Below are 19,451 nucleotides of genomic sequence, written 5' to 3'. Positions count from 1 at the left end.
GAACCTACAATAACTTGGGGGTCGTTTGTTCATCCTGCATCTGGCCCTCGGCGGTTGTCTGAAGTCGCCGCCCGTCGCTTATGGGATCACCGCGGATACCGGTGGGCATATCGCTTACGTGCTCGAGGCGGCGCGGGCGCAGGCACGGCGTGACGATGTCGACCAGGTTTCGATCGTCACCCGCCGGTTCGCCGATGCGCGGCTCGACCCCTGCCATGCGCGCGCGCGCGAGACGCTCGACGCCAAGGTGACGATCGACCGGATCGCGACCGGGTCGGCGGCCTATCTGGAGAAGGAGGCGCTCGACGCCGAGCTGCCCGCGTTCACCGCGGCATTCTCCGCGCATCTGGCGGCGCTGCCGCGACTGCCCGACGTGATCCATGCGCATTTCGCCGATGCCGCCGCGGTCGCGCGCGCCGCGCACGCGCGGTTCGGCATCCCCTTCGCCTATACGCCGCACGCGCTCGGCATCGACAAGCGCGCGGCCGGTCTGGAGGGCGAGGGGCTCGACGCGCGGATCGGCGCCGAGCGTGCCGCGATCGCCGGCGCCGCGGCGATCCTGGTGTCGACCCGCGACGAGGCGGAGCGGCAGATCGGCGGCTATGACGTGGCGGTGACGGGGCGTATCCACTGTCTGCCGCCCGGTGTGCCGCAGCGCGACGCGGCCGGCGCCAACGATGCCGACACGCTCGCCGACCGGCTCGGCGACTGGCTCGACCGGCCCGACCTGCCGATCCTGTTCGCAGTGGCGCGGCCGGTCGCCAAGAAGAACCTCGCCGCGCTGGTCCGCGCCTATGCCGGCGATCCGGCGCTGCGGGCGCAGGCCAATCTGGTCATCCTCGCCGGGCGTCACGACCATGCCGTCGGCGAGGAAGCCGCGGTGCTTGCCGAACTGCATCGCCTCGCGGCGGACCCGGCGCTCGCCGGGCGGATCGCGCTGCCGCCGCGGCATGACGCGGCCGATGTCGCCGCGCTCTACGACCGCGCCGCGCACGGCGGGGTGTTCGTCAATCCGGCGTTGCACGAGCCGTTCGGGCTGACGCTGATCGAGGCGGCCGCGGCGGGCGTGCCGGTGGTGGCGACGCGCAACGGTGGCCCCGCCGAGATCGTCGCGCGGTTGCACCATGGCGTGCTGATCGATCCGCGCGACGATGCCGGCATCGCCCGCGCCTGCCGCGCGATCATCGGCGATCCCGTCCGCCACGCCGCGCTCGCGCAGGCCGGCCGCACGCGGGTGGGCGCCTATTGCTGGACGGACTATGCCGCCGCCTCGGTCGCGATCTATCGCGACATCGCCGCGCCGCGGCTGCTCGCCTGCGATATCGACCATACGCTGACCGGCGACAGTGACGGCGCCGCGGCCTTCGCCGCATGGCGCGGCGCGTCGCCGCTCGGTTTCGTCGTCGCCACCGGGCGCGGGATCGAGGCGGCGCAGGCGATCCTGGCGCGCTGGGACCTGCCCGAGCCCGATGCCTATATCGTCGATGTCGGGACGCGGCTGCTGCTGTCCGATGGTGTCGGCGGCTGGCGCGGCTGCGCCGATTATGCGCGCGCGCTCGACGCCGGATGGGACCGCGCCGCGGTGGTGCGCGCGCTGGCGCCGCTCGGCGTGACGCCGCAGCCGGTCGCGACCGAAGGGCCGCACAAACTGAGCTTCTTTGGCACCGCGGCGGATGCCGCGGCGATCCGCGGCACGCTCGCTGCGGCGGGGCTCGGCGCGCGGGTGATCTTCTCGCATGGCGAACTGATCGACGTGCTCGCACCGGCGGGCGGCAAGGCCGCGGCGATCGCTTTCTATGCCGCGCGCCACGGCTGGTCGCCCGGCCAGTGTATCGCGGCGGGCGACAGCGGCAACGACGCCGACATGCTCGCCGCCTGCGGCCAGGCGATCGTCGTCGGCAACGCCGGCGACGAGCTCGCCGATCTGCCCGCGCGCGCCGGCCTGTACCGGGCTAGCGCGCATCATGCGGCGGGGATCGTCGAGGGGCTCGACCGGCTCGGCCTCGTCGCGTCCGCCACCCCGCCGCTGGCGCAGGCGGCGTGAGGCCGTTCGGCTATTTCGTCCACCATCAGGGACGCGGCCATGCCGAACGCTGCGCGGCGATCGCCAACGCCTTGCCGCCGACCCGGCCGCTGACGCTGTTCTGCGCGCGCGACGACATCTTCCCGGCGCTCCCGCCGCACGTCGCGATCGTCCGCCTGCCCTCGCTGTTCGAGCCGAGCGGCGACGAGGCGGGAGCGATGGACTGGGTGGCGACGCCCGACACGCTGCATTGCGCACCATTGGGCTGGCCGGGCATCCGCCGCGCGATGGCGACGCTGGCGAACTGGTTCGACGCGGCCGACCCGGCGCTGATGATCTGCGACGTTTCTGCCGAGATCGCGCAGCTCGCCCGCATCTGCTCGGTGCCGCACGTCAAGATCCTCCAGCATGGCGATCGCGGCGATCCCGGCCACCGCGCGGCCTATGACGGCGCGGCGGGCCTGCTCGCACCGTTCCACGCCGCGCTCGCCCAGCCCGAATGGGATGCGGGCATGCGCGCCAAGACGTGCTTCGCCGGCGGGCTCGGCGTCGACACCCGCGTCCCCGAGCGCGAGGTGGCGCGGCAGCGGATCGGCGTCGCGCCCGACGAGGAGATGATCCTGGTCGTCGCGGGCGGCGGGGGCGGCGGGTTCGCGGCCGCGCCGCTCGGCGTCGGTGCGCGCGCGACGCCGGCCGCGCGCTGGATCACGATCGGCCCGGTGCAGCGCGACTGGCATGCCACCGAGCCCGCCAATCTCGAGCATCGCGGCTGGGTCGACGATGCCGCCGACCATATCGCCGCGGCGGACATCGTCATCGCCTCGACCGGCAACACCACCTGCCAGCAGATCCTCGCCGCGGGGCGGCCGTGGCTGGCGGTGCCCGAGTGGCGCTATTTCGACGAACAGCATCGCAAGGCCGAGACGCTAGCCGCGGCGGGCGTCGCCTGCGTGCGGCCGCATCTGCCCTCGTCGGCGGGCGGCTGGACCGCGGCGCTCGCCGAGACGCGCGCCGGCCACCGCCCGGCAGCGCAGCGCGCGATGATCGCCGACGCACCCGCCGAGGATGCGGCGCGCTGGCTGGAGGCGCTGAGCGACCGGTTGTGGACGCCGCAGGCGGTCCGCCCTGCTACCGCACCCGAGCGGGCATGACCCCCGCCCCACCCACTCCGTCACCCCGGAACGGGTCCGGGGTGACGGATATGGGGGGCAATCTCCCAAGTCCCACGACCCCCACGCACCCCAGCCCTCCTCTCTCACGGAACCCGCTATGACCTCCATCTCCGTCGTCACGCTCGCCAAGGGGCGGCCCGATCATCTCGTCAATCTCGTCCATGGCCTGACGCGGCAGCGCCAGATGCCGGTCGAGCTGATCGTCGCGGTGATGCAGGCGGAGGCCTATGACCTGCCCGCCGCCCCCTTTCCGATCCGCCAGATGCACGTCGTCGCCGACGCGCTGCCGCTCGCCGCGGCGCGCAACGCCGCGGCGCGCAGCGCGCAGGGCGAAGGGATCGTGTTCCTCGACATGGATTGCATCCCGACACCCGATCTGGTCGCCGATTATGCCGGCTTCCTCGCCGACACCGATGCGCTGCTGATGGGCGAAGTGCTCTATCTGCCCGGCGGGGCGACCGAGGCCGATCTGTCGATGGACCGGTTCGAGGCGCTTGCGGTGCGCCATTCCGACCGCCGCGGTCCCCCGCCGCAGGGCGTCGAGCGCTGCAACGACTATCGCTGCTTCTGGTCGCTCAACTTCGCGATGCGGCGCGCGACCTTCCTCGATATCGGCGGGTTCGACGAACGCTATGTCGGCTATGGCGGCGAGGACACCGATTTCGGCAAGACGCTCGACCAGGCCGGCGTGGAGATCGCGTGGATCAAGGGCGGGCGCGCCTATCACCAATATCACCCGCACCATATGCCGCCGGTCCATCATCTCGACAGCGTCGTGCGCAACGCCGAATTGTTCGAGGCGAAATGGGGCTATCGCACCATGGGTCATTGGCTGCACGCCTTCCGCCTGATGGGGCTGGTCGACGACACCGCCGGTCGTCCGGTGCGTATCCTGCGCCGTCCCGGCCCCGAGGATTTCGCGCTCACCGGCCAGCAGAGCCACCAGCCCTATGCCAATACCGCCAGCGTCATCCGCCAGCTCGAGGCGCGCGCCGCGGCATGAGGATCGCGATCCTCGCCCATGTCCGTCAGCGCATCGCGCAGCCGTTCGCGGGCGGCATGGAGGCGCATTGCTGGCAGCTCGCCGCGGGCCTGCAGGCGCGCGGCCATGACGTCACTTTGTTCGCCTCGGGCGACAGCGATCCGCGCTTCGCGATCGATCCCGTCGTGGCGAAACATTACGAATGCGTCTTCCCCTGGGCGGAGCATCGCGGCTCGGCGCCGCTGATCGCGCATCTCGACGCCGGCTATGCCGCCGCCTGCGACCGGATCGAGGCAGGCGGCTATGACGTCGTCCACAACAACAGCCTGCACCGGTTCGCGATCGAGCCGCGGCGCACCGCGGTGACGCCGACCGTCACGTCGCTGCACGTGCCGCCCTATGATGCGTTGCACTGGTTCGTCCGCGCCAGCGCGACGCCGGGGCATCGGCTCACCGTCACCTCGGCGACGCAGCTTGCCGCCTGGTGGCCCGAGGGCGCGCCGGCGCAGGCGTCGGTGCTGCACAATGGCATCGATGCCGATGCGTGGCGCTTTTCGCCGCAGGGCGACGGCAGCGCGCTCTGGTGCGGGCGGATGACCCCCAACAAGGGGCCGCATTTCGCCGCGCAGGCGGCGCTGCGTGCCGGCGTGCCGCTCACCTTGTTCGGACCGGTCGAGGATCCCGATTATTGGGCCGCCGAGGTCGCGCCATTGCTCGGGCCGACGGTACGCTACGGCGGCCATCTCGCCGGCGCGGCGCTCGCGGCGGAGATGGCGCGCGCCTCGGTGTTCCTGTTCACCCCCTGCTGGGACGAGCCGTTCGGTCTCGTCGCGGCGGAGGCGATGGCGTGCGGCCTGCCCGTCGCCGCCTTCGACCAGGGCGCCGCGCGCGAGGTGATCGGCGAGGCCGGTGCCTTCGCCCCCGCCGGCGACGTCGCCGCGCTCGCCGCAGCGATCGGGACGGCGCTCGCCATCCCCCGCCTCGTGCCGCGCGCGCGGGTCGAGCGGATGTTCACCCGCGATATATGGCTCGACCGGTGCGAGGCGCTCTATCGTGCGGCCGGCGCCGATCGTGCGGTGCTCGCGGCATGACCGCGCCTGCATCGCTGGCGGTGCTCGACGCCTGCTATCGCACGCATGTCGGCGCCGGCGCGCCTTATGCGCTGGTCGATTTCCCCGATCACGCCAATGTCGGCGACAGCGCGATCTGGCTCGGCGAGCTGGCGATGCTCCGCCGCATCACCGGCTGTGGACCTGTCTACGTGTCGACATGGCATGACTTCGATGCCGACGCCTTCCGCCGCGCCTGCCCGAGCGGCACCCTGTTCCTGCATGGCGGCGGCAATCTCGGCGACATCTGGCCGCATCATCAGCATTTCCGCGAACATCTGCTGGCGACGGTGCGCGACCGGCCGGTGGTGCAATTGCCGCAGTCGATCCACTTCCGCGATCCCGCCAAGGCCGGGCGGTTCGCCGTGCTCGCCGCGGAACATCCCGATTTCACGCTCTACGTCCGCGATGCGCGCAGCCACGCCTTCGCCACCGCGCGGATCGCCTGCCCCGTCGATCTCGTGCCCGATTCCGCGATCGCGCTGGGCGCGCAGCCGCGCGGCGCGGCCGAGGTCGCGCTGCTGATGCTGTTGCGCAGCGACGACGAACGGCGCGATCATGGCGGCGCGCCCGCGGCGCCGGCGCGCGTCGTCGACTGGCTCGACGACGATCCCGATCTGCCCGCCGGTACCGGCGTCGCGGCGCGCGAGGCGCAGGCGCAGGCGCGCGTCGCGCGCGGCCTGCGGCTGCTCGCGCAAGGCGAGGTGATCGTCACCGACCGGCTGCACGGCCATATCCTCGCCGACCTGCTCGGCATTCCGCACGTCGTGCTCGACAACGATTACGGCAAGATCGCCGCTTATGCCGCCGCCTGGCCCGCCGCCACGGCGGTCGCGACCGCGGCGACGATGGCGGAGGCGCACGTCCTCGCCGAACGGCTGCGCGACGCGGGGTGAGCGGCGTGCGTCCCGATGTCAGCCTGCTGGTCTGCACGCGCGACCGCAGCGCGTCGCTGGCCGCGACGCTCGCCTCGATCGACCGGGCGGTCGCGGCGGCCCCGGCGCTGGCGGTCGAAGTGATCCTCGTCGACAACGGCTCGCGCGACGATACGCCGCGGCGGCTGGCGGCGTGGCGGCCGCTTTTCCCCGTCCATCGGCTGCACGAGGCGCGGCCCGGCCTCGCCCGTGCGCGCAACCTCGGCCTCGCCCGGGCGCGCGGGCGGATCGTCGCGATGACCGACGACGATTGCGTCCTCCACGCCGATTATTTCCCGGCGCTGGTCCAGGCGTTCGCCGAGGTGGCGGGGCCGGCGATCATCGGCGGGCGCATCCTGCTCGGCGATCCCGCCGATCTGCCGGTGACGGTGAAGCTGGAGGATCATCCGATGACCGCGCCCGCGGGCAGCTTTCCCGGCGGCTTCGTGATGGGCGCCAACCTCGCCTTCACCGCCGACGTGCCGCGGCGGGTCGGCGCGTTCGACGCGCGCTTCGGTGCCGGCGCGCCGTTCGTCGCCGCGGAGGACACCGATTTCCTGGTCCGCGCGATGCGCCAGGATATCGCGCTGCACTACGATCACCGTTTCGTCGTCGACCATCATCACGGCCGCCGGCGGCTCGACGAGGAGACGGCGTTGCTCGCCGGCTATGGCTTCGGCGACGGTGCGCTTTACGCCAAGCACTGGCGCGATCCGCGCATCCGGCGCGCGCTGGCGCGCGATATCGCCGACCTGCGCCGCGATCTCACCGATCCCGTCACCACCCATGGCGGCATCCGCGCCTTCTACGCCTTCCGCCTGCGCCACAAGCTGCGCGGCGCGGTAGGCTATTGGCGGCATCGCGCGGACGATGTCCTGCGGCGACGCCGGCCGTCGCGCTAGCGGCCGGTCAGCACCGCCTCGGGATCGAGCAGGGTCAGCGCCGCGCCCTCGCCGGCGAGGCGGGCGTCGTGCCAGCGCCACAGCACCAGATTGGTGCCGCCACGATGCTGGACCGACGGCACCAGCGCGCCCTCGGCCCCGGCGTCGCGCAGCGTCTGCGCCAGCGTCCAGCTCGGCGGGATGCCGCCGTCCAGCTTGAAGATGCGGCGCCATTGGCAGTCGAGAATCGCCGGATCGGCATCGCGCAGGTCGGCGATCGCCGTCGCGACCAGATCATAGGCGACCAGCGTCCCCGGCCGCACCAGATCCTGATGCATCTCGCGGATCGCGGTATTGTAGTCGGCGGACAGATAGAGCGCAGCCATGCCGGGCGGGTTCCAGCGTCCGCCGGTCAGATGCGCGCCGCTGTCGAACGGCTGCCCCTGCCAGCGGACGCCGAGCATCCGCCAATAGCGCGCGGCGAGCGGATGGAGCGGAACGGCCATGCGTCGGTCAGCTCAGCGACCCGTCACGCATAGACGCCCTGGTCCATCGTCTCGAGCGTCCACAGCACCGCCGCGGCCTCCCCCGCCTCGACCAGTTCCTCGGCGGTCTTGCCGAAACCGGCGATCGGCTGGTGCCGGAACCAGATGATCGCCTTGCCCTCGTCGCCGGACAGTTCGGCCGCGCGCGCGATGATCCGCGCGATCTCGCCGAGCTTGGCCTGCACCGCCGGGCTCTCCGGCTTGGCAGCCATCGTGTTGCGGTTGACGTGCGCCAGCCGCGCCAGCCGCGCCATCGGCAGCCGCAGCCGGTCCGCCATGCGGCGCGGGGCGATCATGTCGTGATCGCGGATATCGTCTAGAAACGCGGCTAGCATGAGTGCACTCCCTGCCCGTTATATGCACTCGAAACAGCCATGACGCAATGGAGCCGCGGTCCGGCTTGCCGGGTTTATCCGTCAGGCAACCAAGGAGGATGTATGACACGCATGACGATCGCCGCGCCGCTGCTGGCGCTGCTCGCCGCGACCGGCGCCTGGGCTAGCGTCGATCCCTCGCCCAGGCCGGGCGGCGTCTACCGGCTCAAGCCCGGCATCTATGTTATGAAGGGCGCGAGCTGCCGCGATCCGGCCAATGCCGAGATCCGCCAATATGACGGCCGCGGCCTCAGCACCGCACATACCCGCGCCTGTCGCGCCCGGGTGCTGTCGCGCAAGGGAAATCGCTATACCGTCAGCCAGTCGTGCATCGACGCGGGTGCCGGCCCCGCCCCCCGCTTCGTCGAGCGCCAGACGGTGACCGTTGCCGATGCGCTGACCTTCGCGCTCGCGACGCGCGGCCCCGCGACGTCCTATCGTTACTGCCCGATCGACCAGCTCCCCGCCGGGCTGCGCAGCGCGGTGCGGTGATCGAATACCACTGTATTGCTCGCCCAATACAGTGGTGGTAGCATGACGCATCCGCTTTTGGGGGATGCGCATGGTACGCAGGTTTGTGGGTGGGGCCCTAGCGGCGCTGTCGGTGGCTGGGGGAGCAGCGCCGGCGCAGGATTACCGCCCCGTCTTCCACCCGGAGACGTTGAAAGGACCACCCGTCGGCAGGCCGAACGAAGTGCTGGTGCTCGGGACGCTGCACCTGTCGGGCCTACCCAAGGATTTCGATCCGGCGACGCTCACGCCGTTGCTCGACCGCCTCGCGGACTGGCGGCCGACGGGGATCGCGACCGAGGATATGTCCGGCCTGCAATGCGATGCGCTGCGTCGTTATCCGTCGCGTTATGCCGAGACGGTCGAGGCCTATTGCTTCGATCCCGCACCCGCCGGCCGTGCGATCGGGCTCGACGTCCCCGCCGCCAATGCCGAGGCGGAGCGGCTGCTTGCCGGCTGGCCCGCCGCGTCCTCGCCAGCGCAGCGGCGCCGGCTGGCGGCGGTGTTCCTCGCCGCGGGCGAGCCGAATTCCGCGCTGGTGCAATGGCTGCGGCTGCCCGCGGTGGAGCGCCATGCTGGCGACGGCCTCGACGCCACGCTGGTGGCCGCGCTCGATGCGCGCAGGGTATCGCGTAACGAGAGCAGCCTGATCGCGGCGGTACTCGCCGCGCGGCTCGGGCTCGAACGGCTGTGGAGCGTCGACGACCATTCCGCGGACACGCCCGACAGCCCCGATCCGGCGGAGCGCAAGGCGTATCAGGCGGCGATCGAACGGGCCTGGGACAATCCCGCCAATCGCGCCCGCGCAGCGGCGGAGGCGCCGCTGCGGCGCGGCCTGTCGCAGCCCGGCGGCCTGCTCGCTTATTATCGTTTCCTCAATTCGCTCGAGATGCCGCTGCAGGCCTATCGCGCGGATTTCGGCGCCGCATTGATCGAACCATCGCCGCAGCAATTCGGCCGGGGCTATGTCGGTTACTGGGAGACGCGCAACCTGCGTATGGTCGCGAACATCCGCGACGTGCTCGGCCGCTATCCCGGCATGCGGATGCTCGCCATCGTCGGCGCGTCGCACAAAGGGTATTACGAGGCCTATCTCAGCCAGATGCACGACGTGCGGTTGGTCGATCCGCAGGTCGTGCTGCGCTAGCCGTAGGGGGAGCCGGCGACGCGAGGGTCGCCGGCTCCCGATCCGGTCAGCGGCAGACGCGGACGCGGCGGTCGTGACGGATCACGGTGCGGCAGCGATCGTGACGGTTGCGCTCGAAGCGGCGGCCGCGATCGTGACGCATGCCGTGCGGACCGCGATGGTCGCGATGCTCGTAGCGGCCGCGATCGCGGTCGTGGTCGCGGCGCTGCGCGTCGGCGGTGCCGACCGTGCCCAGGGTGGCGGCGATCATGCCGATGGCGCCCAGGATCGTGCTGATTTTCATGGATATCTCTCCGCACCCGGAAATGGGCTGGTGGTCAGCATTACGCGACCGACATGACATCGTTCCTGAACGAATCCGCGGAGGGTGGCCGATCAAAACCGGTCCATCCAAGCACTTGTCTTAAATATATTGACTCGCATTAGCTATTAATCAATCGCGCTGTCTGTCGGTCAGCCTAGAGGTCCGCAGGGGAGCGGATCATGGTGCCGGTCGGGGGACATGATGAGGAAGATCTGGATCATCGCGTTGCTGCTGTCGGCGACGCCGATGACGGCGTGGGCGCAACAGGCGCAGTCCGTCGACGATGACCACGCGCCGGCGACTGACGACGCGCTGGCGTCCGCGGCAACCGATATCGTCGTGACCGCATCGGGGCAGCGGCAACGCCTGATCGACGTTCCCGCGAGCGTATCGGTGATCACCGCCGAGCAGCTGGCGGTTCGCCCGGTCCGTGATCTCACCGATATCCTCGATCGCAGCGAGGGCGTCACGCTCAACCGCGCGGGCAACCAGCGTACCATCCAGATCCGTGGCCTGCCGAGCAACTACACCTTGTTCCTGATCGATGGGAAACGCGTCAACGCCGGCAATGCGGCGTTTCGCGGCAACAATTTCGATTCCAACTGGGTGCCGGTCGAAGCGATCGCACGGGTCGAGGTGGTGCGTGGCCCCTTGTCGTCGCTGTACGGCACCGATGCGATCGGAGGCGTCGTCAACGTCATCACCAAGCCGGTCGGCGATGCGTGGCATGGTACGCTGGCCGCGGACAGCACGGTGCAGCAGGATCATGCGTCGGGCAATTACGACAAGCTCGGCGGCTATGTCAGCGGCCCGCTCCTCCCCGGCACGCTTGGGATCAAACTGTACGGCGGCCATAATGTGCGCGAGGCGGACGCTCCGACGCGCAATGCCGCCGGCGCGACCCTGGCCGGATTCGACCGGGTCGAGGAGACGTTCGCCGACGGGACGCTGGTCTGGACCCCCGACCGGCGCAACAGCGTCTCGCTCAATTACGGCTACAACCGGCTGCTCCATGGCGACACGCCGTTGACCCGTCAGAGCGCGGCGCTGACCTATGAGGGGACGTTCGACTGGGGCCACGGCCAATTGCGTGCCTATGGCAACCGCATCCGCAACCTGGCCGGCAACGTGTCCGGCAGGGTTCAGCCCAATCGGGCCAGCGATGGGCAGGTCGACGGGCGACTGACCGTACCGGTCGCCGCGCTGCGCCAGACCTTCACCGCGGGCGGCGAATATCGCGATCAGGCCCTCTACGATCCCGCGCATCTGACCGGCATGCCCGGCGTTCCGGGGGGCAGCATGCGGCCGAGCACCCGGGTCGGCCAATGGGCGCTGTTCGGCGAGGACGAAATTCGGATCGTCGATCGTCTGCGGCTGACGCTGGGCGACCGTTATGATCGCCACGAGCATTTCGGCGGCCGCCACAGTCCGCGCGCCTATCTGGTCTGGCATCCCGTCGATCGGGTGACGCTCAAGGGCGGCTGGGCGCGCGCCTTCCGCGCCCCGACCCTGCTCCAGAATGCGCCCAATTGGGGGTCGGTGTCATGCGGCAGCGCGACCGCCGGCTGCTACATCATCGGTTCGACCGCCCTGCAGCCGGAAACCAGTACCAGCTACGAGGCGTCGGCGCGGTTCGACGGCACGGGCATGTCTGCCGGCGTTACCCTCTTCCGCAACGAACTGCGCAACCAGATCAGCATCGTCAACCGTACGCGCGATCCGCAACTGGCCCGCGCCTATCCCAATTTCGTCGGTATCCTGCCCGATGGCCGTCCGATCTTCCGTTACGAGAATCTGGCGCGGGTGCGGACGCAGGGGGTCGAATCCAGCCTGCGTGCCGACGTGACCCGCGGGCTCGAGGTGACCGCCAACTACAGCTATCTCGATGCGGTCAACCGGTCGTCCGATCCGGCACTGCCGGTCGCCTATACGCCCGCACATTCCGCCAACCTGTCCGCCAATTGGCAGGTAGGCGATGCGTTCGGCTGGTTCGCGACCGCCAATTACGTCGGCCGCCAATATCTCAACGTCTCGCCCAACCCCCGCTATACCGTCACGCGCGACGGCTATGCGACGGTGGACACGTCGGTCAGCTACCGCTTTCCACGGCTGACGCTGCGCGCCGGGCTGCTCAACCTGTTCGACGTCCGCCAGGATAGGCTGACCAGCATCGACTATAACGAGGACGGCCGACGTGCCTTCGTCTCCGCCGCGGCGCGGTTCTAGCGCGCGGGAGTGCCTTGCACAGCGCGCTACGCGGCTCGGCGCGCGTCGCCGCTATAATAAGGATCATCGCGGATATCCGGGGGGACGGCGTGGATCGGGCAGGGATACAGGAGCAGGCGGAGGAATTCGTCGCATATTATCAGGATGATACGGGCAGCGCTTTGGACTATTCCGAAGCGGGCATCGGTCAGATGGACGCATTCCTCGAAGGGCTTCACCAGAAGAGGGTCGATCCGGCGGACGTCGCCGATCTGGTGATCGGCGTGGCCTGCTATGTCGGCGAGGTGATCCGGCGCAATCTCGGGGGCGCGTGGGCGGACGACGGCGATGCCGCGGCGCGCGACGGCATGATCTTCAACCCCAGCATCGTCGTCGGATCGCTGTCGATCCGGCCGGTCGATGCGGTCTGCAACCGCATCGAGACCGGCGAAGCGAAGTCGTTGTCCGGCCAGTATGCCAGCCTGGCGCGGCGCGTGACGGAGCGATCGTCGACGTAGCGGCGCGGCGCCTCTTCCCCTATCGCGGCGTCAGCTGGACCAGCGCGCCCCCGGATCCGTCGCGCAATACCCAGAGCGTGCCGTTCGGCCCTTCCTCGATCTCGCGGATGCGGTTGCCGAGGCCGATGCGCGCGACCTCGCTGGCGGTGCTGCCCGACACCCGGACGCGGACGATGCCCTGTTGCGCCAGCCCGGCGAGTAGGAAGTCGCCGGTCCAGCCGGAAAAGGCGGTGCCGCGATACTGGATCATCCCGCCGGGTGCGATCACCGGCGTCCAGCTGACCAGGGGCGGCGTATAGGCAGGATTGGTGGCGTGGCGCGGGATCGGCGTACCGTCGTAATTGTCGCCCTCCGACACCCGCGGCCAGCCGTAATTCTTGCCCGCCTCGATCAGGTTGAACTCGTCGCCGCCCGCCGGTCCCATCTCGGATTCGAACAGGCGGCCGTCGCTCGCGAAGACCAGGCCATATGGATTGCGATGGCCGAGCGACCAGATCTCCGCGCGCGCGCCGGCGGTCGCGGCGAAGGGGTTGCCCGATGCGGCGCTGCCGTCGAGCGTGATCCGCACGATCTTGCCGAGCGTCCCCGACAGATCCTGCGCCGGCGTGCCCTGCTGGCGCTCGCCGCTGGTGACGAACAACGTCCGGCCGTCGGGCGCGAAGGCGAGCCGCGCGCCCAGCTGCCCGCCGGTGGTCGCCGGCGTCGCGCGCCAGATCACCGCCAGGTCGGTCAGCCGCGGCGTGGTGGCGAGATCGAGCGTCGCACGCGCGACGGCGAGCTGCTGGCCGCCGCTGGCGGGCTCGGCATAACTGATCCAGATCCGCGCGTTGCTCGCGAAACCGGGGTCGAGCACGACATCCTGCAGGCCGAGCTGGCCCGAGAAGGTGACGCGCGGCACGCCGGCGACCTGCGTCTTGCCGCCGGTCTGGGTGACGAGCTGGAGCTGCCCCGATTTCTCGGTGACCAGCATCCGCCCGTCGGGCAGGAACACCATCGCCCAGGGATTGTCGAAGCTGGCGACGACGCGCTGGTCGACCGCGGCCACCGCCGGGGTCGGGGTCGGCGTCGCGGTCGGTGTCGGCGTAGGGGCCGGCACCGGTGTCGGTGTCGGTGCGGGGCTGCCGATCGGGGCGGCGTCGCTGCCGCCGTCGCCATCGCCGCATGCGGCCAGCGCCATCGCCAGCGCGATCGGGACATACAGGCCTGGCCGCATCACGTCATGCTCCCGTTGCGGCCCGTCGAAGGCCCCCGCCGCTGCGGAATGCGCCTGCGGTTTTCGACTAAACGTATGACAATCAAGGAGGATGCCGCGTAAAGAGGGTGAACGGCCGCTACACTATCCTGGATGAGGGCTTGCCCGCCGCCCGTCGTGTCAAGCACGATGTTTCCATAACCCAGGATGTTGCCTGCCGCATCCGGGCACGATATCTCGCGTCAGGGCAACTGTCCTATCTCCAAAACGGTCCTATCGAAAGCACCCGTCACGATGCCGTCGTTCGACCTTGCCCGCGAGGCCCTGGCATTTCTCGAACGGCACCGGCTGGATCCGAGTCCGGCCTATCAGGATCTTGCCAGCCGCTACGTCGCCAATCCGCATTCGCCGCTGGCGCGCGACATCGACGAGCATACCGACGGCGGGCTGCGGCTGACCGCGGATACCGCGACGATGCTGATCGACCGCTACTGTCGCGACGGGCCGCCGGAAGTCACGTGGCGCGAGCGCAACGTCGCGATGCAGGCGGACGAACTGGGATCGCTCGCCGCGGACGCCCACGACCTCACCCGCACGCTCGGCGCGGATATCGGCGCGGCGGGTGGCCGCGTGCCGGTCGATCAGGATGCGATCGTCGCGCGGCTGGCGCAGGCCGAGCGCGAACTCGCCGACCTTCGTGGCGAGCTCGCCCGGCTGCGCGACGCGATCACCGGTGGCGCGCCGCGCGTCGCCGGGCACGAGCGCGACGGGCTCACCGCGGCGCTCGACCAGGCCGGCGGGGAGCGGCTGTTCCGCGAAGTCGCGCTGTCGGGGCGGTCGTATGTGATGATCCTGTTCGGCATCGACGGGCTGGTCGGGATCAACGCGCGCTATGGCCGGTCGGTCGGCAACAACGTGCTCAGCGCTTTCGCGGCGACGCTGCGCGAGAGCTTCCCGGACGAGGAATTGATCCGGTGGAGCGGCAACGAATTCATCGTCGTGCTGCGCGACGTCGCGCTGACGATGGCGCGGGCGCTGGCGGAGGAGGCGCTCGACGCGTTCCATGCGCGGCGGCTGAAGCTGCGCGGCAGCGGCGACGTGATCGGGCCGCTCACCGCCTCGGCCGGCATCGTCGTCGGCAAGGGCGACGAGACGACCGCCTCGATCGAACAGGCGCGCGCCAATCTCGCCGCGGGCGCGGCCGCGGGCGGGCGCGACGTCTACGGGACGGTCTGAGGGCGCGCGTTTCCGCGGGCACGGCGATCCCGCTATAATGGACGGGTGACGATGGGGTGACGGTCCATGAAGCTAGCCAGATCCACGCTGACGGCGATCGCCCCGATCCCGCATGACCGCATCGCACCGCTATCCGCGGCCGAGGCCCCGGGAATCGGACCGGCCGACGGCACGGCGCAGGCCGCGAGCGAGGCGCTGGCGACGCTGGACGCGGTACGGCGCAGCGGCAGCGATGGCGGCAAGGCGCGCGCGGCCGCCAGGATCGCCGAACTGAAGACGCGGCTGCACCTGCTCAAGCTGCTCCATGCCGCCGATGCCGAGAAGCTCGCCCAGGCCGCGGCGCAGATCGCGCGCGAACTGGCCGAAGCGGTGCAGGAATATGTCGGTGCCGGCGGCACCGCCTTCGCGGTGCAGGGCACCGAGGTCACGATCGTCGGCGGGGCCAATCTGACGCCGACCCCCGCGCCGGCCGAGGACGTGCCGCAGGACCTCGCCGGCGCGACCGGCAACGCCGCCCGCAGCGATGTGCAGGTGACGCCTGCCGCGGGCACCGCGACCCGGACGCGGAGCGATGCCGGCCGGCGCGGCGCTGCGGCGCATCCGGACGATGGCGCCGACGACGCCGCCTTCGCCAATGACGCGCGCGCGCTCGCCAACGAGGTGCGCGCGATCCTGCGCCGCGCCGAGCGGCAGCATGGCGCGGACGATCACGATGCCGCGCGGGGCAGTCTCAACGACATCGATCGCGCGATGGCGGCGATGACGCAGATGCCCGCCGCTTACGACGCCGCGGTCGCCCGGCTCGCCTCGGTCGCCTCGGGCGCCGCGACGATCTTCGCCCGCGGCTGAGCGCGGCCGCGCCGGATCACCGCCGGCAGAGTCGAGTGGCGACGGCGTCCAGCGCGCGATCGTAGGAGGCTCGTTCGCCTGCGCTGAGGAAGCCCTGTTGCCGCGTGAAGCCGTCGCTGCCGTGGCGCACGCGCTCCACGCGTTGCCACAGCGTATCGGCCTGCGGCTGGGTCAGTCGGCGCGCCTTGCGGGCGTTGCCGATGTCGGCCTGCAGGATGTTGGCGCGCAGTGTGATATGCGCCTGCCCCCGGTCCCCGATCGACCCACCGGGCCCGCCGACGAGCGCCTGCTGCGCGTGCAGGTCGCAGCTCGGATAGTCGCGCGCCGGCATCTGTGCACCCGCGCCGGTCGCGGCCAAGACCAAAGCGGTGATCAGCACGGTCATCATTCGCTCCATCGAAACCTGATCCCGCGGCGATAGACCGCACCACATGAATGGCGGCTGCGCGATGCAGTCATCACGCTCGACAAACCGGTCGAGTCCGATCAGTCTTTCGATTGGAATGGGGGGCTTATGATTTCGATCCGGCGATCATTGGTGGTTGCGACCATATTCGGCGCGGTCGCTTTGACGGCAGCGGCATTGCCGCGGCCGGATCTCAGGCTGTCGTTTGCCTATCATCCCGGTACGAAGCTCGCCACGGCGACCGATTACGATGGCAATCGTCATCTTCTGCAAGTCCGCTGCGTGACAAGCAGCACCGGCAATTGCCACTTCGCGCTGGAAAGCGCGGGCCGGCGCAAGATTGTGATCCTCGAGCCGGGGCGTACAGCGACGCTGGCGAACATAGCGGAAGCCGGGCGGATTTGCTCGAGCGCCGTCGAACTCACGCCGACGTCGTGTACCTGGCATCCGATCCTCGACCTGAAGGACCAGGTCTGAGCTGACGGGTCGGGGCGGATCGAGCGCAGGTACGCCGACCGGGCAGCCCGGCGCCGTCCCCTACCCCGCCTGCGTCTCGTCGCGGCGCAGGGTCAGGACCTCGACGCCGTCGTGGGTGACCGCGACGGTGTGCTCGAATTGCGCGGAGAGCTTGCCGTCGTCGGTCACCACCGTCCAGCCGTCGTCGCGGGTCGAGACCCTGCGGCTGCCCTGGTTGACCATCGGCTCGATCGTGAAGGTCATGCCCTCGCGCAGCCGTACGCCCGCGCCGCGCCGGCCGAAATTGAGCACCTGCGGCTCCTCGTGCATGTCGCGGCCGATGCCGTGGCCGCAGAATTCGCGCACCACCGAATAGCCGTTCTGGCGGGCATGGCGCTCGATCGCGAAGCCGATGTCGCCGACATGCGCGCCGGGGCGGACCTGGCGGATCCCCGCCCACATCGCCTCCTGCGCGACGCGGACCAGCCGCTTCGCCGCGGCGGGGGCGTCGCCGACCAGATAGGTCTTGCTGGAATCGGCGATGAAGCCGTTCTTCTCCAGCGTGATGTCGAGGTTGATGATGTCGCCGTCGCGGACGATCTCGTCGGCGTCGGGGACGCCGTGGCAGACGACCTGGTTGATCGAGCAGTTGAGCACGAAGCGAAAGCCGTATTGGCCTTTGCTCGCCGGCCGCGCGGCGAGGTCGACGGTGATGAAGCGTTCGACCATGTCGTTGATCTGCAAGGTCGACATGCCGGCGAGATCCTGCGCGTCGAGCATCTCGAAGACCGAGGCGAGCAGCCGGCCGGCGATGCGCATCAGCGCCAGTTCGTCGGGAGTCTTGACCATCAGGCGGCTGCCGCCGCGCGGACCGACAGCTGCGTGGCGACGATATCGTTGAACGACAGCGTCGGATTGGCCTCGGCGAGCATGCCGATCTTCATCCAGAATTCGGCCTGCGCGTTGATCGAGCGGCACATCGTCGTGCTGGCGCGGCGCGCCTGTGCGTGCAGTGCGTCGTCGATCTTGACGATACCCATCTCTTCGTCCCTTTCGGCTATACGATTCGTATATGGACCGTATGCCGGCCGGTCAATGCCGCGACGTGCAGGAGGGACTGTTTCTGATAATCGTCATGGTCGGATGGAGAGCATAAGCGGGGTCGGACAATGATCTTGCCACTTCAGGGCGGCAAAAGGTCTTGCCTCTACAAGTTGTTTGGCGTTTACATGCTTACGACGATGTTAATCATGACGAAGCTATCATCTGTGCGTCACGCAATCACTTACAATCATTGGCTAAGTTCGTTGGTAGGCGGTGCTTATGTTGCGTAGGCGCCGCTCAGCCCTAACCCGGGCCGATGGATACGAACGATGACCGACAGTTTCGAAGCTTTGTCCCTGATGGAACGTGCCCTGATGATCATGGATCGGATGGGGTTGGCGTTGCCGGCGGCTCATTTAAGCATGTCGATCGCCACGCTGGAGGAAAGCTTCGGGCTCGTCGACGAGGGCGTCGCGGTCCATTGAGGTGCGGCCGATCCCGGGCGAACACGACGGGGGCCGTGTTCGCCCGGGGTCGGCATCATGCCGGCGGGACCGCCGCGTCCGGATGGAGCACGCCGGTCGCGCGCAATTCGTCCCAGAAGCCGGAAGGGATCTTCGCCCGCAACGCGGCATGGTCGGCGAGGATATGCGTCGGGCTGGCGGTGCCGACGATCAGTGCCGCGGCGACGTCGGGCGCCAGGCTGAACTGCAGTGCCGCGGCGACGAGATCGACGCCGTGCCGCCCCGCGACCGCGCGCAGCGTCGCGAGCTTGTCGCGTTTGTCGGCGGCAATCACCATATTGTCGGCGCCGTAATTGTAGCGCGGCTCGCCGCCCAGGAAGCCGGCGTTGAGCGCCGAACCGACGACGAAGCTCACCCCCGCCGCGCGCGCCGCGGGCAGCACCTGCTCGACCGCATTGGCGTGATCGACCAGCGAATATTGGCTGGCGAGCAGATGCACGTCGCTGTCGGCGACCTCGAGGCAGCGGAGGATCGGCTGCGGGCAGTTCACCCCCATCCCCCAGCCGTCGATCACGCCCTCCTCGCGCAGCCGGGTCAGCGCCGGGAAGGCGCCCCGCTCCGCGACGGTCCACAATGTCTCCCAATCGTCGGGCAGGAAATCGTTGTCGGGTGACAGGTCGTGGACGAAGACGATGTCGAGCCGGTCGAGCCCGAGCCGTTGCAGACTGTCGTCGATCGAGCGCAGCACGCCATCGGCGCTGTAATCGAAATGCGGCGTATTGGGTGAGTTGGTGAACGGGAAATAGCGTTTCGCCTGATGGTCGCGGCTGGCGCGCAGCAATTTTCCGACCTTGGACGAGAGGACGAATTCGTCGCGTGGCTTGCGCGCGAGGAAGCGGCCGAAGCGCCGCTCGGCGAGGCCGAGCCCGTACCAGGGCGACACGTCGAAATAGCGCACGCCGGCATCCCATGCGGCGGCCAGCGTCGCCTCGGCCTGGTCGTCGGTGGCGAACTGGAATTCGTTGCCGATCGCGACCCCGCCAAGGCCGAAGTCGTGCGGGGGACGATAGCGTTGCCTAGCCATGATGCGGCCTTTCCTGCCGGGGGCGAACCGGCCGTG

At 69.8% G+C, this 19,451-nt stretch carries 22 protein-coding genes; 14 read left to right on the top strand and 8 right to left on the bottom strand.

Annotated elements, in window-relative coordinates; translation table 11 throughout:
- Positions 1–25 precede the first annotated feature (25 nt).
- The 6 genes from AC07UH_RS18005 (at position 26) to AC07UH_RS17980 (ending at position 7,102) form a co-directional block, all read left to right on the top strand.
- A complete protein-coding gene (locus tag AC07UH_RS18005; RefSeq protein WP_495181382.1) occupies positions 26–2,044 on the top strand; it encodes an HAD family hydrolase in 2,019 nt (672 codons plus the stop codon).
- Complete coding sequence (locus AC07UH_RS18000) at positions 2,041–3,174, top strand: glycosyltransferase (protein ID WP_495181381.1); 1,134 nt, start codon at positions 2,041–2,043, stop codon at positions 3,172–3,174. The genes AC07UH_RS18005 and AC07UH_RS18000 overlap by 4 nt, the downstream gene beginning before the upstream one ends.
- Positions 3,175–3,292: 118 nt before the next feature.
- Complete coding sequence (locus AC07UH_RS17995) at positions 3,293–4,198, top strand: galactosyltransferase-related protein (RefSeq protein WP_495181380.1); 906 nt, start codon at positions 3,293–3,295, stop codon at positions 4,196–4,198.
- The gene (locus tag AC07UH_RS17990) at positions 4,195–5,268 is read left to right on the top strand and encodes a glycosyltransferase (RefSeq protein WP_495181379.1); all 1,074 of its coding nucleotides are present in this window, start codon (positions 4,195–4,197) and stop codon (positions 5,266–5,268) included. The genes AC07UH_RS17995 and AC07UH_RS17990 overlap by 4 nt, the downstream gene beginning before the upstream one ends.
- The gene (locus AC07UH_RS17985) at positions 5,265–6,182 is read left to right on the top strand and encodes a polysaccharide pyruvyl transferase family protein (RefSeq protein WP_495181378.1); all 918 of its coding nucleotides are present in this window, start codon (positions 5,265–5,267) and stop codon (positions 6,180–6,182) included. Before AC07UH_RS17990 ends, AC07UH_RS17985 begins: the two co-directional genes overlap by 4 nt.
- A gap of 5 nt (positions 6,183–6,187) precedes the next feature.
- The gene (locus tag AC07UH_RS17980; RefSeq protein WP_137897730.1) at positions 6,188–7,102 is read left to right on the top strand and encodes a glycosyltransferase family 2 protein; all 915 of its coding nucleotides are present in this window, start codon (positions 6,188–6,190) and stop codon (positions 7,100–7,102) included.
- Here the strand turns inward: AC07UH_RS17980 and AC07UH_RS17975 are convergent.
- Both AC07UH_RS17975 and AC07UH_RS17970 read right to left on the bottom strand, forming a co-directional pair.
- Positions 7,099–7,587, bottom strand: a complete 489-nt coding sequence (locus tag AC07UH_RS17975) for an RES family NAD+ phosphorylase (RefSeq protein ID WP_495181377.1) — start codon at positions 7,585–7,587, stop codon at positions 7,099–7,101. The two genes, AC07UH_RS17980 and AC07UH_RS17975, sit on opposite strands and share 4 nt — an antisense overlap.
- A gap of 23 nt (positions 7,588–7,610) precedes the next feature.
- Entirely contained in the window at positions 7,611–7,961 is a 351-nt protein-coding gene (locus tag AC07UH_RS17970; protein WP_041394159.1) for a hypothetical protein, read from the bottom strand.
- Positions 7,962–8,063: 102 nt separating this feature from the next.
- Here AC07UH_RS17970 and AC07UH_RS17965 point away from each other — a divergent pair, with 102 nt between their 5' ends.
- Positions 8,064–8,492 (top strand): hypothetical protein, encoded by a 429-nt coding sequence (locus tag AC07UH_RS17965; RefSeq protein WP_495181376.1) that lies wholly within the window; start codon positions 8,064–8,066, stop codon positions 8,490–8,492.
- Positions 8,493–8,562: 70 nt separating this feature from the next.
- Positions 8,563–9,657 carry a DUF5694 domain-containing protein gene (locus tag AC07UH_RS17960; RefSeq protein ID WP_495189889.1) on the top strand — a complete coding sequence of 365 codons (1,095 nt, stop codon included), beginning with the start codon at positions 8,563–8,565 and terminating at the stop codon, positions 9,655–9,657.
- A gap of 46 nt (positions 9,658–9,703) precedes the next feature.
- Here AC07UH_RS17960 and AC07UH_RS17955 read toward each other — a convergent pair whose 3' ends face one another.
- A complete protein-coding gene (locus AC07UH_RS17955) occupies positions 9,704–9,940 on the bottom strand; it encodes a hypothetical protein (RefSeq protein WP_041394156.1) in 237 nt (78 codons plus the stop codon).
- 222 nt (positions 9,941–10,162) lie between these two features.
- Between AC07UH_RS17955 and AC07UH_RS17950 the strand changes: the two genes are divergently transcribed.
- Together AC07UH_RS17950 and AC07UH_RS17945 are read left to right on the top strand one after the other, a co-directional pair.
- The gene (locus AC07UH_RS17950) at positions 10,163–12,187 is read left to right on the top strand and encodes a TonB-dependent receptor domain-containing protein (protein ID WP_495181374.1); all 2,025 of its coding nucleotides are present in this window, start codon (positions 10,163–10,165) and stop codon (positions 12,185–12,187) included.
- 89 nt (positions 12,188–12,276) lie between these two features.
- Complete coding sequence (locus AC07UH_RS17945) at positions 12,277–12,684, top strand: hypothetical protein (RefSeq protein ID WP_495189890.1); 408 nt, start codon at positions 12,277–12,279, stop codon at positions 12,682–12,684.
- Between the two features lie 19 nt (positions 12,685–12,703).
- Here AC07UH_RS17945 and AC07UH_RS17940 read toward each other — a convergent pair whose 3' ends face one another.
- The gene (locus AC07UH_RS17940; RefSeq protein WP_495181372.1) at positions 12,704–13,897 is read right to left on the bottom strand and encodes a PQQ-dependent sugar dehydrogenase; all 1,194 of its coding nucleotides are present in this window, start codon (positions 13,895–13,897) and stop codon (positions 12,704–12,706) included.
- A 273-nt stretch (positions 13,898–14,170) separates the two neighbouring features.
- On the opposite strand from AC07UH_RS17940, the gene AC07UH_RS17935 reads away from it, so the two are divergent.
- Together AC07UH_RS17935 and AC07UH_RS17930 are read left to right on the top strand one after the other, a co-directional pair.
- On the top strand, positions 14,171–15,112 hold the full coding sequence (locus tag AC07UH_RS17935; RefSeq protein WP_495181371.1) for a diguanylate cyclase domain-containing protein: 942 nt from the start codon (positions 14,171–14,173) through the stop codon (positions 15,110–15,112).
- A gap of 66 nt (positions 15,113–15,178) precedes the next feature.
- Positions 15,179–15,961 (top strand): hypothetical protein, encoded by a 783-nt coding sequence (locus tag AC07UH_RS17930; protein WP_495181370.1) that lies wholly within the window; start codon positions 15,179–15,181, stop codon positions 15,959–15,961.
- Positions 15,962–15,977: 16 nt separating this feature from the next.
- On the opposite strand, the gene AC07UH_RS17925 is transcribed toward AC07UH_RS17930, so the two are convergent.
- A complete protein-coding gene (locus AC07UH_RS17925) occupies positions 15,978–16,346 on the bottom strand; it encodes a hypothetical protein (protein WP_495181369.1) in 369 nt (122 codons plus the stop codon).
- A gap of 129 nt (positions 16,347–16,475) precedes the next feature.
- On the opposite strand from AC07UH_RS17925, the gene AC07UH_RS17920 reads away from it, so the two are divergent.
- A complete protein-coding gene (locus AC07UH_RS17920; RefSeq protein ID WP_495181368.1) occupies positions 16,476–16,844 on the top strand; it encodes a hypothetical protein in 369 nt (122 codons plus the stop codon).
- A gap of 60 nt (positions 16,845–16,904) precedes the next feature.
- Here the strand turns inward: AC07UH_RS17920 and map are convergent, their stop codons facing one another.
- On the bottom strand, positions 16,905–17,672 hold the full coding sequence (gene map, locus AC07UH_RS17915; RefSeq protein WP_041394143.1) for a type I methionyl aminopeptidase: 768 nt from the start codon (positions 17,670–17,672) through the stop codon (positions 16,905–16,907).
- A complete protein-coding gene (locus AC07UH_RS17910) occupies positions 17,672–17,863 on the bottom strand; it encodes a ParD-like family protein (RefSeq protein WP_041394142.1) in 192 nt (63 codons plus the stop codon). The genes map and AC07UH_RS17910 overlap by 1 nt, the downstream gene beginning before the upstream one ends.
- Positions 17,864–18,196: 333 nt before the next feature.
- On the opposite strand from AC07UH_RS17910, the gene AC07UH_RS17905 reads away from it, so the two are divergent.
- Positions 18,197–18,352: a hypothetical protein gene (locus AC07UH_RS17905; RefSeq protein WP_171009366.1), complete on the top strand. Its 156-nt coding sequence runs from the start codon at positions 18,197–18,199 to the stop codon at positions 18,350–18,352.
- A gap of 55 nt (positions 18,353–18,407) precedes the next feature.
- Here the strand turns inward: AC07UH_RS17905 and AC07UH_RS17900 are convergent, their stop codons facing one another.
- Positions 18,408–19,415 (bottom strand): aldo/keto reductase, encoded by a 1,008-nt coding sequence (locus tag AC07UH_RS17900; RefSeq protein ID WP_495181367.1) that lies wholly within the window; start codon positions 19,413–19,415, stop codon positions 18,408–18,410.
- Between the last annotated feature and the right edge of the window lie 36 nt (positions 19,416–19,451).

The organism is Sphingomonas sp. GW821-FHT04B01, assembly GCF_059420425.1.
This window is presented reverse-complemented; position numbering and strand designations above follow the sequence as displayed.

Excerpts from the sequence above, each read along its gene's own strand:
- AC07UH_RS17910 (WP_041394142.1), bottom strand. The coding sequence starts at position 17,863 with ATGGGTATCGTCAAGATCGACGACGCACTGCACGCACAGGCGCGCCGC.
- AC07UH_RS17925 (WP_495181369.1), bottom strand. The coding sequence starts at position 16,346 with ATGACCGTGCTGATCACCGCTTTGGTCTTGGCCGCGACCGGCGCGGGT.
- AC07UH_RS17900 (WP_495181367.1), bottom strand. The coding sequence starts at position 19,415 with ATGGCTAGGCAACGCTATCGTCCCCCGCACGACTTCGGCCTTGGCGGG.
- map (WP_041394143.1), bottom strand. The coding sequence starts at position 17,672 with ATGGTCAAGACTCCCGACGAACTGGCGCTGATGCGCATCGCCGGCCGG.
- AC07UH_RS17955 (WP_041394156.1), bottom strand. The coding sequence starts at position 9,940 with ATGAAAATCAGCACGATCCTGGGCGCCATCGGCATGATCGCCGCCACC.
- AC07UH_RS17905 (WP_171009366.1), top strand. The coding sequence starts at position 18,197 with ATGACCGACAGTTTCGAAGCTTTGTCCCTGATGGAACGTGCCCTGATG.
- AC07UH_RS17965 (WP_495181376.1), top strand. The coding sequence starts at position 8,064 with ATGACACGCATGACGATCGCCGCGCCGCTGCTGGCGCTGCTCGCCGCG.
- AC07UH_RS17940 (WP_495181372.1), bottom strand. The coding sequence starts at position 13,897 with ATGCGGCCAGGCCTGTATGTCCCGATCGCGCTGGCGATGGCGCTGGCC.
- AC07UH_RS17990 (WP_495181379.1), top strand. The coding sequence starts at position 4,195 with ATGAGGATCGCGATCCTCGCCCATGTCCGTCAGCGCATCGCGCAGCCG.
- AC07UH_RS17985 (WP_495181378.1), top strand. The coding sequence starts at position 5,265 with ATGACCGCGCCTGCATCGCTGGCGGTGCTCGACGCCTGCTATCGCACG.
- AC07UH_RS17930 (WP_495181370.1), top strand. The coding sequence starts at position 15,179 with ATGAAGCTAGCCAGATCCACGCTGACGGCGATCGCCCCGATCCCGCAT.
- AC07UH_RS17935 (WP_495181371.1), top strand. The coding sequence starts at position 14,171 with ATGCCGTCGTTCGACCTTGCCCGCGAGGCCCTGGCATTTCTCGAACGG.
- AC07UH_RS17995 (WP_495181380.1), top strand. The coding sequence starts at position 3,293 with ATGACCTCCATCTCCGTCGTCACGCTCGCCAAGGGGCGGCCCGATCAT.
- AC07UH_RS17960 (WP_495189889.1), top strand. The coding sequence starts at position 8,563 with ATGGTACGCAGGTTTGTGGGTGGGGCCCTAGCGGCGCTGTCGGTGGCT.
- AC07UH_RS17970 (WP_041394159.1), bottom strand. The coding sequence starts at position 7,961 with ATGCTAGCCGCGTTTCTAGACGATATCCGCGATCACGACATGATCGCC.
- AC07UH_RS17920 (WP_495181368.1), top strand. The coding sequence starts at position 16,476 with ATGATTTCGATCCGGCGATCATTGGTGGTTGCGACCATATTCGGCGCG.
- AC07UH_RS17975 (WP_495181377.1), bottom strand. The coding sequence starts at position 7,587 with ATGGCCGTTCCGCTCCATCCGCTCGCCGCGCGCTATTGGCGGATGCTC.
- AC07UH_RS17950 (WP_495181374.1), top strand. The coding sequence starts at position 10,163 with ATGAGGAAGATCTGGATCATCGCGTTGCTGCTGTCGGCGACGCCGATG.